This window comes from uncultured Brachyspira sp., assembly GCF_944393015.1.
GTDB lineage: Bacteria > Spirochaetota > Brachyspiria > Brachyspirales > Brachyspiraceae > Brachyspira.
On the sequence record NZ_CALXYQ010000003.1, the window covers coordinates 16593 to 30303 of the forward strand.

11 protein-coding genes are annotated in these 13711 nt (G+C 26.8%); 3 read left to right on the plus strand and 8 right to left on the minus strand.

Translation table 11 applies throughout. The features are described from left to right. Positions 1-437: 437 nt before the first annotated feature. Positions 438-878: an Rrf2 family transcriptional regulator gene (locus Q0K19_RS01860; RefSeq protein ID WP_297244935.1), complete on the plus strand. Its 441-nt coding sequence runs from the start codon at positions 438-440 to the stop codon at positions 876-878. A 337-nt stretch (positions 879-1215) separates the two neighbouring features. Here Q0K19_RS01860 and Q0K19_RS01865 read toward each other — a convergent pair whose 3' ends face one another. Then, complete coding sequence (locus Q0K19_RS01865; protein WP_297244936.1) at positions 1216-1881, minus strand: Crp/Fnr family transcriptional regulator; 666 nt, start codon at positions 1879-1881, stop codon at positions 1216-1218. 268 nt (positions 1882-2149) lie between these two features. On the opposite strand from Q0K19_RS01865, the gene Q0K19_RS01870 reads away from it, so the two are divergent. Both Q0K19_RS01870 and Q0K19_RS01875 read left to right on the plus strand, forming a co-directional pair. Continuing rightward, positions 2150-3682, plus strand: coding sequence for a sodium:solute symporter (locus tag Q0K19_RS01870; protein ID WP_297244937.1), 1533 nt, complete (start codon positions 2150-2152; stop codon positions 3680-3682). 37 nt (positions 3683-3719) lie between these two features. Then, positions 3720-4877, plus strand: coding sequence for a cyclically-permuted mutarotase family protein (locus Q0K19_RS01875; RefSeq protein ID WP_297244938.1), 1158 nt, complete (start codon positions 3720-3722; stop codon positions 4875-4877). Between the two features lie 743 nt (positions 4878-5620). On the opposite strand, the gene Q0K19_RS01880 is transcribed toward Q0K19_RS01875, so the two are convergent. The 7 genes from Q0K19_RS01880 to Q0K19_RS01910 form a co-directional block, all read right to left on the minus strand. Continuing rightward, the gene (locus tag Q0K19_RS01880; RefSeq protein WP_297244939.1) at positions 5621-5839 is read right to left on the minus strand and encodes a putative Se/S carrier-like protein; all 219 of its coding nucleotides are present in this window, start codon (positions 5837-5839) and stop codon (positions 5621-5623) included. Between the two features lie 2 nt (positions 5840-5841). Next, positions 5842-6957, minus strand: a complete 1116-nt coding sequence (locus Q0K19_RS01885; protein ID WP_297244940.1) for an aminotransferase class V-fold PLP-dependent enzyme — start codon at positions 6955-6957, stop codon at positions 5842-5844. A gap of 16 nt (positions 6958-6973) precedes the next feature. Further along, entirely contained in the window at positions 6974-7546 is a 573-nt protein-coding gene (yedF, locus tag Q0K19_RS01890; protein ID WP_297244941.1) for a sulfurtransferase-like selenium metabolism protein YedF, read from the minus strand. Positions 7547-7671: 125 nt separating this feature from the next. Further along, positions 7672-8166, minus strand: coding sequence for a CvpA family protein (locus Q0K19_RS01895; protein ID WP_297244942.1), 495 nt, complete (start codon positions 8164-8166; stop codon positions 7672-7674). After that, the gene (locus Q0K19_RS01900) at positions 8159-10132 is read right to left on the minus strand and encodes a methyl-accepting chemotaxis protein (RefSeq protein WP_297244943.1); all 1974 of its coding nucleotides are present in this window, start codon (positions 10130-10132) and stop codon (positions 8159-8161) included. The genes Q0K19_RS01895 and Q0K19_RS01900 overlap by 8 nt, the downstream gene beginning before the upstream one ends. An 11-nt stretch (positions 10133-10143) precedes the next feature. Further along, the gene (locus Q0K19_RS01905) at positions 10144-12078 is read right to left on the minus strand and encodes a methyl-accepting chemotaxis protein (protein ID WP_297244944.1); all 1935 of its coding nucleotides are present in this window, start codon (positions 12076-12078) and stop codon (positions 10144-10146) included. A gap of 230 nt (positions 12079-12308) precedes the next feature. Further along, entirely contained in the window at positions 12309-13709 is a 1401-nt protein-coding gene (locus tag Q0K19_RS01910) for an MATE family efflux transporter (RefSeq protein WP_297244945.1), read from the minus strand. Between the last annotated feature and the right edge of the window lie 2 nt (positions 13710-13711).

Sequence of the window (13711 nt, forward strand, 5' to 3'; positions counted from 1 at the left end):
CTCTGTTCTTTATCTAAAAAAGTCAAGCATAACTTTTTAGTTGCAATTATTATCGAGATTTTTAAGGATTGATGTTGTTTTAAATCTAGTATGTTTTTTACGCATACTAGATTTTTTATTGTGTCGATTTTTATTGTGAAAGAAGATTGTAAAACTCGTACCGCTTTCCATAGTCTTAGAAAATTCGTTAAAATTAAAATTTTCAGTATATACCTAAACAATTATATTCTGTCAGAAATAATTTTTTTAAATTTTAAATATATACATGGCTTTGCCCGCCGCTCTGCATGCTTACGCAGCCCACTTCTTTTGCGACTGAAGGAAGTATCTTTAGGTAGGCATGCGGCTGGAAAAAGAACAAGAATAAAATAGACAAACTTAAAAAATTTTAGTATATTTATTGACTATTATGATTTTTTGATTATATTTATAATACTATGAAAATTAATACTAAATTATCAGTTGCAGCACATATAGTTTTGTGTATAGCATTTTTTGAAAATGAAGGCACTACATCCCATTTACTAGCAAAAAGTGTAAGAACTAATCCTTCTATAATAAGGAAGATTTTATTAAAACTTCAGGATGCAGGAATAGTTGAAACTAATAAAAAGGGCAGCAGACTTATAAAAGATGAAAAAGATATAACGCTTCTTTCTATATATAAAGCCGTATTTACAGAGGAGGAGAGGGGGCTTTTTAATTTTCATGAACCTAATCATGTTTGTCCTGTGGGATGTGCAATGTTTGATGTTTTGGGTGAAGAGTTTAATAATGTAAGGCTTGATTTTGAAAAGTCTATGTCTAAAATAACTATTAAACAAATAGCCGATGAAGTGAGAAAAAGAAAAAAGCATTTGGATTTTATGAATAAATAATTTTTAATATATACCTAAACAACTATATTTTGTCAAAAATTATTTTATTATTTTTATTATTTGTGGGGACTAGCCCCACCGCTCTGCGTACTTCGTAACACCCCCCTGTTCTTTTGTTGGCACAGGCGAAGCCCGCCTGCGGCGAGAACCAAAAAGCCTGCATTTATTGTCTAAATTTAGGTTATGTCATATATTTAATAAGTATATATTTAATATGAAGTTATAGTAATTGCGTTTTTTGCAACTTTGGCGAAGCCCGCAGAGCGTGTGCAGCAAAAAAGTTGATAATTCTATATAAAGTGTATCAGTTAACAAACTTAAAAATTTTCAGTATAGGTTAATTTTTTATATTTATAATGCTTATTCTGTTTCCGTCTAATTCTATAATATTTTCTTTTGATAGTCTGTTTAATTCTCTTGATAATGCACTTCTGTCTGCTGATATAAACTCTGCTAATTTATCTCTATTGAATGGTATAATTATATTTTTAGATTTTTGTATATTAGCCATATATTTAATGTATATTATTATTTTGCTTCTTAAACTTTTCTGACTTAGAATATCATTTTTAAAAGCTAGGAATTTATTTTTATCGGATATCACTCTTAATAAATTATGAAGAAACATATTTTTAATATTATTATCATTTGCTTTAAATATATTTTGTATATTTATTTTAATTAATTCTGTATTTTCCAATGCTAAAGCCTGTATTGATGATACTTTATTTGTAGAAAAAGCGAATGCTTCAGCAAATATATCCCCCTGAGTCAATATATTTACAATGTTTTTTCTAGTGTCATCATATTCTTTTGAGATTTCCACTTTCCCTTTCAATATAATATATATATTTTCTATTATATCGCCTGTATCTATTATTATATTTGATTTTTTAAAAGATTTCTTTTCTACTTTTAAATCTTCCAAAATATTAACGATTTCATCTTTATTTATATTACTAAATACTTCTGATTTTATTAAAATATCTATATAGTCATTCATAATATGTTCATTTAAAATATTAATGTTATTGTTAGCTAATACTAACATTTTTTAACAAAAAATCAATATTTTTATTATTTAATTATGATTTTTTATATTATTATTGTGGGCTTCAATAATAAAAAAATGCTTTTTAGTATGTTTTTTGTAGAATTCTGATTTTTTTATTATAAAATTTAATTTATTTCTATATTTTATTGACAATGCAGGTTTATTTTACTATACTATAATTGTTCACGTGAACAATATTATTTATAGGAGAACTTATATGGCTTGGCATTGGTTTGACTGGATAGTCATCGGACTATACTTCGTTGTAATGTTTTTAATTGGTATGTTCTTTGCTAGAAGAACAAAATCTACAGATGATTATTTCAAAGCTGGCGGAAGGGTTCCTGCTTTGGTAACAGCTATGAGTATTTATGCTACAGCTTTATCATCTATTTCATTTATAGCTATACCTGCTTCTGTTTATAATAACAGCTGGCTGCTTGGTATGGCTCCTTTAGGAATTATTTTAATGGTATTATGGGCTGCTTATACTTTTGTACCATTCTTCAGAAGAGTTAATGTTACTACTGCTTATGAATATTTAGGAAGAAGATTTGATAATTCTTTCAGACTTGTCGGAAGTTTAACATTCATACTTTTCCATGTTGTAAGAATGGCAATAGTTATTTATCTTCCTACATTGGCAATACAGCAGGTACTTCCTACTCTTAATCCTGTTTTAATAACAGTTATAGTATCAATATTCTGTGTTGCTTATACATCTATGGGCGGTATAGAAGCAGTATTATGGTCTGATGCCATACAAACAGTTGTACTTCTTTTAGGTGCTTTCTTAGTAATTATAGTAGGTTTCTCATCTGCTCCTGAAGGAATAGGTCAAGGATTCAAGCTTTTAGCTGATGATGGAAAAATCATAAGCCCTGATTTCTTCTCATTAGATTTAGCTAAATCAAGTATCTGGGTTATGATAGTTGGCGGTTTTGTTAACTCTATATATTCTTATGTAGGCAGCCAAGATATAGTTCAAAGATATGCTACAAACAAAGATGAAAATGAAGCTAAAAAAAGTTTATTTATGAATGTTCCTTTACTTTGTACTAGTGTAATAATATTCATAGGTATGGGTTCTGCTTTATATATTTATTTCCATTTCAAAACTACATTACCGGAAAATGTTAATGGTAATGCTATACTTCCTTACTTTGTTGTAAATGCTTTACCAGTTGGTATATCCGGACTTGTAATAGCTGCTATATTCGCTGCGGCTCAATCTACAGTATCATCTAGTTTAAATTCTGTTTCTACTTGTATGACTGCTGATATATTAGAATATTTCAAACCTGATATGGAAGATGCTTCTAAATTAAAATTTGCTAGATTATCAAGCTGGATAGTAGGTATATTCAGTACATTACTTGCTATTTACTTTATATTTAATGGTCAAAGTGATATGTTCTTATATTTCCAAGCTATAACAGGTCTTTTAGGCGGTCCTATAGCTGCTGTATTTTTGGTAGGTATATTCTTTGATAAAATTGAAAGTAAAGCAGTATGGGTTGGATTTGCTCTTTCTGTAATAGTGGCATTCTATGTTAGCGATCCTGCTGGCATGCTTACTAAATTTATACCCGGTTATGCTAAACCAAAAATCTTTGAATTTATGATTTCATTTATAATCATAGGTGTTGGCGTAATAGGTTCTTTCTTAGCTTCTTTTGCTTTTGGAAAACCAAGTCCTGAAAAAATAAAAGGATTAACTTATTCTACAACTATGAAAAATAAAAAATAATAAATAATAAAAGTATAGTTATTATAAGGAAATAGAAATGAAAAAAATTTGTTTAATATTTTTATTTAGTTTATTTGCTTTAAGCTGTTCAAGTAATACTTCAACTTCTTCATCAAATAGTAATGTATTAGATTCAAAAGTTGATAAAAAAATAGTTTGGGAAATGGGAGGACATTTACCTGCTCAGACAGGAATGGAAAAAAACATTGGTACTGCCGGAGTTTTATATGGTTCTTTAGCTGACAAATATATAGTTGTTGGCGGCGGTGCTAACTTTCCTGAAGAATCTGTACTTAATGGCGGAGCTAAAAAAACTTATTCTGATATTTATATGCTTGAAGATAAAAATGGAGTATTAGAAGTTGTTGAGCATATTAATTGGGAAAATGAGTTAGGATATGGTGCTTCTGTAACAGTTACAAATGGAATATACTATATCGGAGGTTCTTCAAACCCTGAAGCTGATGATGATATATTATTCATTACATTAAAAGATAATAAATTGAATGTTGAAAAAATAGGGGATTTACCTTTCACATTACAAAATGGCGTAGCTGTTTATAAAGATAATAAATTATATATTATTACTGGTAAACAAGCAGGTAAAGGAAGCAATAAAGTTTATGAGTATGATTTAACTACTAAAGAAGCTAAAGAATTAGCTCCTGTACCTGGAGAAGCAAGCAGAACTCAGGCAGTTGCTCAGTTATTAAACGGCAATATATATGTATTCAGCGGCGGAGATGCCACTGCTTATACTGACGGCTACAAATATGACTTTGCTAATAATACTTGGGAAAAAGTTGCTGATGTAGCTTTAAATGGAGAGGGAATATCTTTACTTGGTGCTGTATCTGTAAAACTTAATGAAAATGAAATGCTTGTTATAGGCGGTTTTAATAAAGCTGTTTATGATGATGCTGTTTATAATTTAGGTAATTTACAGGGTGCCGAATTAGCCAATTTCAGAGCAGGATATTTTGGTGCTGATCCTTATGAATTTAATTGGAACAGCAACATATTAATTTATAATTGTGAATCTAATACTTGGAAGACAATAGGGGAAGTTCCTTTCGATGCTCCTTGCGGTGAAGGTTTAATATTGATAGGAAACAAAATATACTCAATAAATGGTGAAATAAAACCTGGTATTAGAACTGACAAAATGTATGTTGGTACAATTATTGCTAAATAAAGACACTATCTATTATTAAAAGTTTTCCATAAATAAGGGCTTACTTAATAAAAAGTAAGCTCTTATTTTTTATTATTAATAGTAAATATATTTTAAATCCAAGCCTTTATGTTTTTTATTTATACCTAAACAACTATATTTTGTCAAAATAAATTTATATTTTTGTTTTTATATCTGGGGCTTTGCCCCATACCCCAGTTCTTTTATTGGTATAAAAGAACCAAAAAAACTGCATTTTTAGTCTAAATTTAGGTTATACCATACATTTAATACATATATTTTTAATATAAAGTTCTAACAATTGCGTTTTCGCAAAGCGTATCCGAGCTTGTCGAGGATATAGCTACTTTTTTGTGCGGCAAAAAAGTTGATAATAATTATATAATGTGTAGTACTCGGCAAAATGAAATCATTTCAGTATATATACATATAAATGTTTTCATTATTTCTTTGTTTAATTTATAAAAGCATTACCATCCAAATTTTATTATATTTTTTATCTTATTCAACGCACGGTAAATGGATTCTTATATTTAATGAAATTGAAATTATTGTTTTGTTTATATATATAAAATTGCTTAACGTGCGGTGATGAATGCTATAATTTCTTTTAAATTTTGGGTTGGCAGCAAAAATAACAGATTAAAATTTAAAAGAAATATAATTTAAAAATTACATAAGCAGTAGAAAACCTAAGGGGCGGGATTACAGGAATAACCCAATAATTTAATTATGATTTAAAATTATTCCATATCTTTAATAGTTACTACCAAACCGGCAGCTTCAAGTAATGATATGATATATAATTTATCTTTATCTTCTACATCTATAGCCATATTGCATACCCCAAATACAGGTTCAGGGGCAGGGCGTACAACAACTTCTATTCCTGCATCTAATAAAATTTTTTCAGCCTTAATCAAATCTCTTGGAGTCTGTAAATAACAAAAACTTTTTACCATAATTACTTTCCTAATACATTTATTAAATATTCTAAATCTTCTTTTGTTGTATAAGGTGAAAAAGAAAATCGTAAAGCACCATTATCATTTTTATAAAAGTTATGGGCTAAAAATGAACAATGAAAACCATATCGGCATTCTATATTATAATCTTCATATAGCTTATGAGCAAAATTAGCCATATTTATATTATTATCAATATCTGCTATTGAAAATAAAAATCCTTGTGTATCTTTATTTTTAGACCATATAACTTTATATTTATTCATATCTTCTATTTTTTTTATTGTATTTATTATATCATCTATATTTATATTCCAATCAGGCCTATTTTTCAATGCCGCCAAAAGCCCTATTATTCCAACAGTGTTTGGAGTACCAGATTCATATATTTCCGGTATGTTGTAAGGCGTTTCATAACCATCACCAAAACCGCCTCCAAAATATGCCGGATTTAATTTCTCAGGATTTTTAACATAAAATCCGCCTGTTCCTGTTGGACCTAGAAGTCCTTTATGCCCTGTGAATGCTATAAAATCTATATTCCATTCATCAGTTTTTATCTTATGCATACCTACTGATTGAGTGGCATCTACAAGCATCGGTATATCGCCTATAGTTTCTTTAATTTTTTTAATAGGCTGTATAATACCGCTTATATTGCTTTCCATATTAATGATAACTAATGATATTTTCTCTTTTTTTATCATTTCAGAAAGAGCATTTATATCTATTATACCTCCATCTAAAGAGGGTATTATTTTGTACTCTACATTTCTATTTATACTCAATTTGTATATAGGTCTTACTACTGCATTATGTTCTAATGTAGATATTAATACCTTACAGTTATTTAAATCAAACCCTATAAGTATATCGTTTATTGATCTTGTAGCTCCTGGAGTAAATACTATATTTGAGGCATTTTTTACCCCCAAAAAATTTTCAGCTAGCAATTCTCTGCATTCTTCTATTTTTTGAGTAGTTTCTTTTCCTCTTTTAGTATTAACTCTTCCATAAGTACCGCCTACATTCATTAAGAAATTATGCATTTCTTCTGCAACTTCTTTAGGCTTTGGAAAACTTGTTGTAGAGTTATCAAAATAATAATTTTTCATAATGCATTTTTAATTTTTATGCTCTTATAACAGCAGAAGCATTGCCCATAGCCTCTATAATACCAAGCATATTAGTTTGTTCTTCTACTTTTATATCATTTAATTCATAGAATTTAACACAAGTGCCGCAGAAAAATATTTTTATTCCAGCATCTCTTAATTCCTGTAATAGAGTTTTATAAGGCTCTTCAACACCCAAATAAACCCCACCATTATAGCAATATAATGCTTCAGGTTTTGGATTAGCATCTTTTAATGCTCCTAAAAATGCCTTTAATAATAATTCTCCTAATTCATCATTTCCAAGTCCCATAACTTTTTTATCTACAACAGCTATAACAGGTCCTGAAGATTTTTCTTTACTAGTATCATTAGAAGATAAATCTTTATTTTTAGTAATTTTAAAATTCATACCTTCGTTTTTATATGTTATGCCATTATTATTTAAAAAGTCTGTAATATTATGAAATGCTACATCATCATCGATTAATACTTCTATTTCTTCATTTAATGCTGCATTTGTTATTGCAGTTTTTGTTAAAATTAATGGTTTTGGGCAAGGTATTCCTCTAGCATCTACTGTTTTCATATATTTACTTCCTTAAATAAAATTTGTAATAATTACTATATGATATATTAAAAAAAATTTATTGTCAATTATATGTATTTTGTGTATTTGAATAAGATTTAATAAAATACAATAAATATTTTTTATTATGCAATGAAATTATATATAAAATGCCCCATATAATTATCTTTTTCAAATGCTGAAAATACATTATGAAATACTTCAAATACATAATTTAATACAATTGATTGTGAAAATAATTGAGTATTTTCAGGCGATAAAGTTATAATTATACCAACTATAAAATAAATAACAGCACTCGATATAAATAATAATGCAGCTGCTCCGATTATTCTATCTACCCAAGAGAGATATATTATTTTTAAAATATCTTTTATACTTTTTTCTACTTTTGAAAGTATGATCCTTGTGATAGAGTAGGTAGCTATTAATGATATTATTTTTAATATAAGAGAATGATCAAAATATTTAGACATATGATTATATATTAAAGGCGCTATTATAAATGTTATAATTATTGCTATAACAGGAGTAATTATTGATATTAGTCCTCTATATAATCCGTATATTAAAGCAAAAATTAATATTGCAATTAATAGTATATCAATATTACTAAACATTTGATGATTTCTTTAATAAAGCTATTATAGGAGCAAATGTAAAGCTGCTTTTCTTTCTATGTGTGTTAATAATATTTGATAATGCCTCTATATCAGTATGAGAGAATGAAGAATAATTTCCTATCTTCTTAGTTATTTCATTAAGCTCATCTTTAGATTTTATAACATTATTAAAATTATTAAATATTTTATATACATCTTGGTTCTGATATTCTATTTTAGAGTTTAGATTATTTTGAACCTCAAGCATAGCAGATATATTTTCTTTTATAGATAATACTATCAAATTCTGATTCACTAATATATTTGACATTACATCATTATACTGCTCTAAAGATTTGAAATGACTTAATTTTTTAGAATCAGTATTTATATTATTTTCCATTTCTTCAATAAATTTATCTATAGTATCTGATATTTTATTAATTTCTTTTGCTATTATTTTACATCTGTCTTTGATATAGAATGAAGAATTTTCTATCATAACCAATCCGGCAAATATATCTGTAAGCATTTTTTCTATCAAATCTGTACCTTTAGATATTTCAAATGATAAAGCACCTATTTCTTTAGCTACTACAGAGAAGCTTTTACCATAAAATCCAGCTTTAGAAGCTTGAATTCCGGCATTTATTGATAAAAGATTAGTTTTATTAGTAATAGCTTTAATATATTCTATTGTATTGTATATAGATTCTGTGATACTATTTACATCTTTGAATTGATTTGCAGATTCTACTATTGAATTCAAAAATTTACTTGAAGTTTCTTTAAAACTTTCTTTTATAAGTCTCAAATCATTTTTCAATGACATTATTTGTTCATTAGAGAAATCAGATTCTTTCATATTAGATATGGTTTGATTTAATACTCTAAAATGTTCCTGCATCTGTGATTTATATTTATCAAAGAATGTAAATATAGTATTTGTATATTTTAGTCCGTCTTTAATAATATTCTTCTTACTATTTTTAGCTTCCATTAATCTGTCATTAGCATCTAAAATAGAGTCTATTTTTGAACTTATTATATTATAAGCATCTTTTGCTTCCTTATCTATTTCAAAAACGAACATAGATGTATCCATTAAATTTTTATCTATAATATTTAATTGTTCAGATATTCTATCTATATTATTCAATGTTCTAAGATTTAGATGTAATTTATTATTTAATACGCTTTCTTTCTTTATTGATTCCAAAGCATTTTTAGCAAAGGATGAGAATATAGATATAGATCTGAATGATGATGATATTACTATAGCAAATCCTATTCTATCAAAACCAACATTCTCTATAGTCTTCTCTAAATATAAATATCTTACTATCAATATTAATGCTATAACTACTGATATAGTCATAATGATATTAGATTTATAATCATAATTTATTATCATATCTGCTAAAGTTGATATAACCATAATTGTAAATACTAATAATATGATATAGTTTTTAATTAAATAAAATAATCCAACAGATTTTATATAATATGAATTGTTTTCTGATGATTCATAGTAATTAATTGTAGCTGTAAAAAATCTATTAGGATATATTATACTAACTATTATTAATGCTATAGATAGTACAACTACAATTGCAAATATAGTGTTATTTAAATTTATAAGATTTTTATTTCTTGATATAAAACTTTTAGAGTTAATAGGCATTAAAGCCACAGCAATTAGTATTATTATATTATTAGCTAAATGTAAAGTTATTGATAAATTAGGATTAATTTTATTTGCACCATAAGTACATAAAAATATTATAATGAGAGATATAATATTGTATATAAGTATAAATGATAAAGTAACTGAAATAGTTATATATATACCTTTTTTTGTTTTTATAGATAATAGTAAATATATCATAATAAAAACAGACATTAGTGAAATACCAATGATAGGTGCTAACAGCTGAATCACTGTTATATTGTATCCATATATTAAATTTGAAAATATATTCATAGCTATTCCTTTTACATAACTTTAGAATATTCATCTACTTTAGTTTCTAAATCATTTGTATATTCTAAGAATTTTTTCATTTCCTCATTAAGTTTATTTGTTATAGATTCCAAATCATCAGATGTTGCCAAAAGCTTATTCATATCTCTCATAAGATTTTTTACCTCAGAGTTTTCAGCAGATGCTTTTTCTGATATATCAACTACATAATCATTAATTTCTTCTATTCTAGTTTTAATATTTAAAAAATCATTTTCTTCATTAATAATGATATTAGTCATATTTGATATAGAATTATGCATTTTATCAGTATTTTTTATGATATTCATATTATAATCATTTTGTCTTTCCATATTAATGTTAAATTTATTTATTCTATCATAATGCGTAGAAATTTCTTCTGATAACTGAGACATATTGTTATTAATATTATTGCTGGAATAAGTAAATTTTTTAAATATATCTTCTATTTGAAATAATAAATCCTGCATCCTATTTGTAGCCTGAGATGTTTCACTAACCAATTCAGTAACCTCTTTTGATACTACTGAGAAGTTATTATACCATTCTCCTGCTTTTGAAGCTTGTATGCTTGAGTTAATTGCGAGAGTTTTAGTTTTATCTGACATATTTGTCATAAATGATATAATTCTATTTATTTGGAAATTTAATAGTCCGAAAGTTTCTGATTTGCTGAATTCTTTGATAAAATTATTTTTTTCTACCTCTAAATTCTTTTGCAAATCTTCAAACATAGTTACTATATATCTGCTTTGCGCTTGTAAAGCGTATATTTTTTCTACTGAATCATGTAATTTCACATTGGATTCTTCGAGTGTTTTTTTCTGTAACTCTACAGAAGCCTGCAAATTAGGGTATGTTTCTATTAATTCATTTATTTTTGTTACATTAATTTTTCCATCATTTATTTGGAAATTTTCTATAGTGATAAATTCATTAGTATATTCTATAACTCTGTTTATATCATTTTTTAAATTATTAATAGTAGAGTAGGTATTTTCTACTTTACTTACTAAATTATTTACAGATTCAGAAAAATTTACTTTTAATTCTGATAATTTTTCAGCTGTATTTATAGCAGTATTAATAATTATAGAATCTTGAGCCTTAATGCTTTCTAAATCATAATACTGTGTTGTTTTCTTATATACTGCTGAAATGAATCTGCTTACTGATAGATATATCATTATAATATTGAATATGGCATATACTAAAGTTATTCTAGTAAATGTAGAATGACTAAAGAATAAGAAATTACTAGAATATTTTGTATATATTGATATTCCATTAAAGTCATCAAAGAATGCTAAAGATATTAAACACATTAATACTAATATAAGAACATTTTCTTTAACTTTTTTATTTACAGTCATTTCGTATATAAAAGAACATATAATTACAAAACAGTATACAGTGAACACAAAATCTCTAAGTATATATACTGCTCCAAGTTCTCCTCGGCTTTTTATACTATTTTTCATAACATCATTTAATGTACTCATAGGTTCTGTTGTTGATATGAAAAGCTGAGGATATAATAAGGCTATAGCAAATAAAAGTATTAATATAAATGCAACAGTTATATATAATTTATCTAATACAAAATGAAAACGTTCGCTTAAAGTTAATTTGCTTCGTATATACATCATCCATGGTATAATGGTTAAAGATAAGGCTAATTGTTCAAATTTGTACATATTAAGTGCCAAACTATTATTTGGACTGTACAAAGAAGTTATTATATTTGCTGTTTCTAATCCTGAAAATAAAAATGATAGAAAACCTATTAGTAATATAATAGCCTGAGTTTCTTCATATAATTGAAAATATATATAAGCATATAATATTATACCAACTATTGATATAATAGTTGCTATAACAGGAATTCCTAATTCTAATGTTATAAGAGAAAAATTGTAATCCATAAATCCTCTGTAATCAATCAAATTATATATAATACTATTATAAGTTAATTTTAATATATTAAAAGCAGAAAAATAAAATTAACAAAAAATAAAATACCGTTTATATAATCGGAATTAGTTTATTAAGTATTTACTTACTTATAATAATTTTTGTATTTGAATAATTATTCATATTGTTAAGAAATAAGATATATTTTTTTTATTGGCTTACATATTAAACATAAATTATATTATTCTGTAAGTTTTCTAACCCATCTTTCTTTTTTAAGCATTATAACACCAACGGTAATTTTAGCAAAATCTGTTAATTTGGCTATACCGAACATAGCTACAGGACCAACAGCGGTAAATTTAGCTAATATCAAAGCTAAAGGGGCAAACATAAGCAATGATACAGGCACATCAACAGCAAATCCAAATACAGTATCTCCGCCAGCCCTTGAAACTGCAAATTGAGCATTAATATATGTCCATACAGGCATATAACAGGCTATAAGTATTACTAAATTTCTTGTTATTGCTTGGGCATCTATAGTAAGTTTTGAGAATATAAAAGGTATTAGTAGGGTAGATGACATTTGCACTAAACCAACCACTAAACCTGCTATAACGGATCCATTTAATATCCATCTTGCCTTATTTCTTGCATCATCTAATTCTCCGCGTCCAAGAGTTCCTCCAACAACTACCATAGTAGATACAAATATACCCTGAAAAACCAAATAGAATATATTAGCTATAGTAAATCCTGAAGCCATACCTGCAACTGTTTCAGCTCCACCTCTGCTATTATATAAAGCTGTCATAAACATTTCGCTTAATCCCCAGCTTATTTCGCTCAAAAATATTAAACTTGATTTTTTTAGCATTGAATAAAATACATTTAATTTTACTTTAAGTATTTCTCTAGTTCTTACATAAAATTTCTCTTTATGAAGTTTTATATACACTATAAATAAAATCATTTCTATTATTCTAGCTATTAATGTTGCAATGGCAGCACCTTTTTCCTCAAGTCTTGGAGCTCCGAAATTTCCATATATAAGTATGTAATTTCCTATAGTATTACAGAATGTGGCTATAACAGATATTATAAGAGGAATATGCGGTTTTCCTATTTCTCTGTATGAAGTACCTATAGCACCGGATATTGATATTGGTATAAATGTGAATGCTATTATACTCATATATTTTGTACTTGATAATAGTATTTCTTCCTGAGAGGCATTTCCTCTGGTCATTAATCTCATAAATATTTCAGGATTAACAAGCATTAATATCATATAGGAAATAGAAATAACAAGCGGAAGTATTACTTTAAATCTGAAAGCCTGCTGCATACCTTCTTTATTATCAGCCCCATTATTTTGAGCCATATATATTCCGCCTGCACCATAACAGGTATTAAGTATTACTAAATATATGAAGTTTAACTGATTAGATACATTTACAGCAGCCATTTTTATATCTCCGAGTTCTGCAACCATAAAGTTATCTATTAAAGATACCATACCCATTGTAAGCTGCTGAAGCATTACAGGCACTGCAATTGATATGCATAGTTTATAAAAATCAAAATTTCCGAAAAGAGTTTTTTTACCGTTATTAAATTTTATTGAATTGGTATTCATAG

What these genes read in the sequence shown, in the direction of transcription:
- Q0K19_RS01860 (WP_297244935.1), top strand. Translation starts at nt 438, where the DNA reads ATGAAAATTAATACTAAATTATCAGTTGCAGCACATATAGTTTTGTGT.
- Q0K19_RS01865 (WP_297244936.1), bottom strand. Translation starts at nt 1,881, where the DNA reads ATGAATGACTATATAGATATTTTAATAAAATCAGAAGTATTTAGTAAT.
- Q0K19_RS01870 (WP_297244937.1), top strand. Translation starts at nt 2,150, where the DNA reads ATGGCTTGGCATTGGTTTGACTGGATAGTCATCGGACTATACTTCGTT.
- Q0K19_RS01875 (WP_297244938.1), top strand. Translation starts at nt 3,720, where the DNA reads ATGAAAAAAATTTGTTTAATATTTTTATTTAGTTTATTTGCTTTAAGC.
- Q0K19_RS01880 (WP_297244939.1), bottom strand. Translation starts at nt 5,839, where the DNA reads ATGGTAAAAAGTTTTTGTTATTTACAGACTCCAAGAGATTTGATTAAG.
- Q0K19_RS01885 (WP_297244940.1), bottom strand. Translation starts at nt 6,957, where the DNA reads ATGAAAAATTATTATTTTGATAACTCTACAACAAGTTTTCCAAAGCCT.
- yedF (WP_297244941.1), bottom strand. Translation starts at nt 7,546, where the DNA reads ATGAAAACAGTAGATGCTAGAGGAATACCTTGCCCAAAACCATTAATT.
- Q0K19_RS01895 (WP_297244942.1), bottom strand. Translation starts at nt 8,166, where the DNA reads ATGTTTAGTAATATTGATATACTATTAATTGCAATATTAATTTTTGCT.
- Q0K19_RS01900 (WP_297244943.1), bottom strand. Translation starts at nt 10,132, where the DNA reads ATGAATATATTTTCAAATTTAATATATGGATACAATATAACAGTGATT.
- Q0K19_RS01905 (WP_297244944.1), bottom strand. Translation starts at nt 12,078, where the DNA reads ATGGATTACAATTTTTCTCTTATAACATTAGAATTAGGAATTCCTGTT.
- Q0K19_RS01910 (WP_297244945.1), bottom strand. Translation starts at nt 13,709, where the DNA reads ATGAATACCAATTCAATAAAATTTAATAACGGTAAAAAAACTCTTTTC.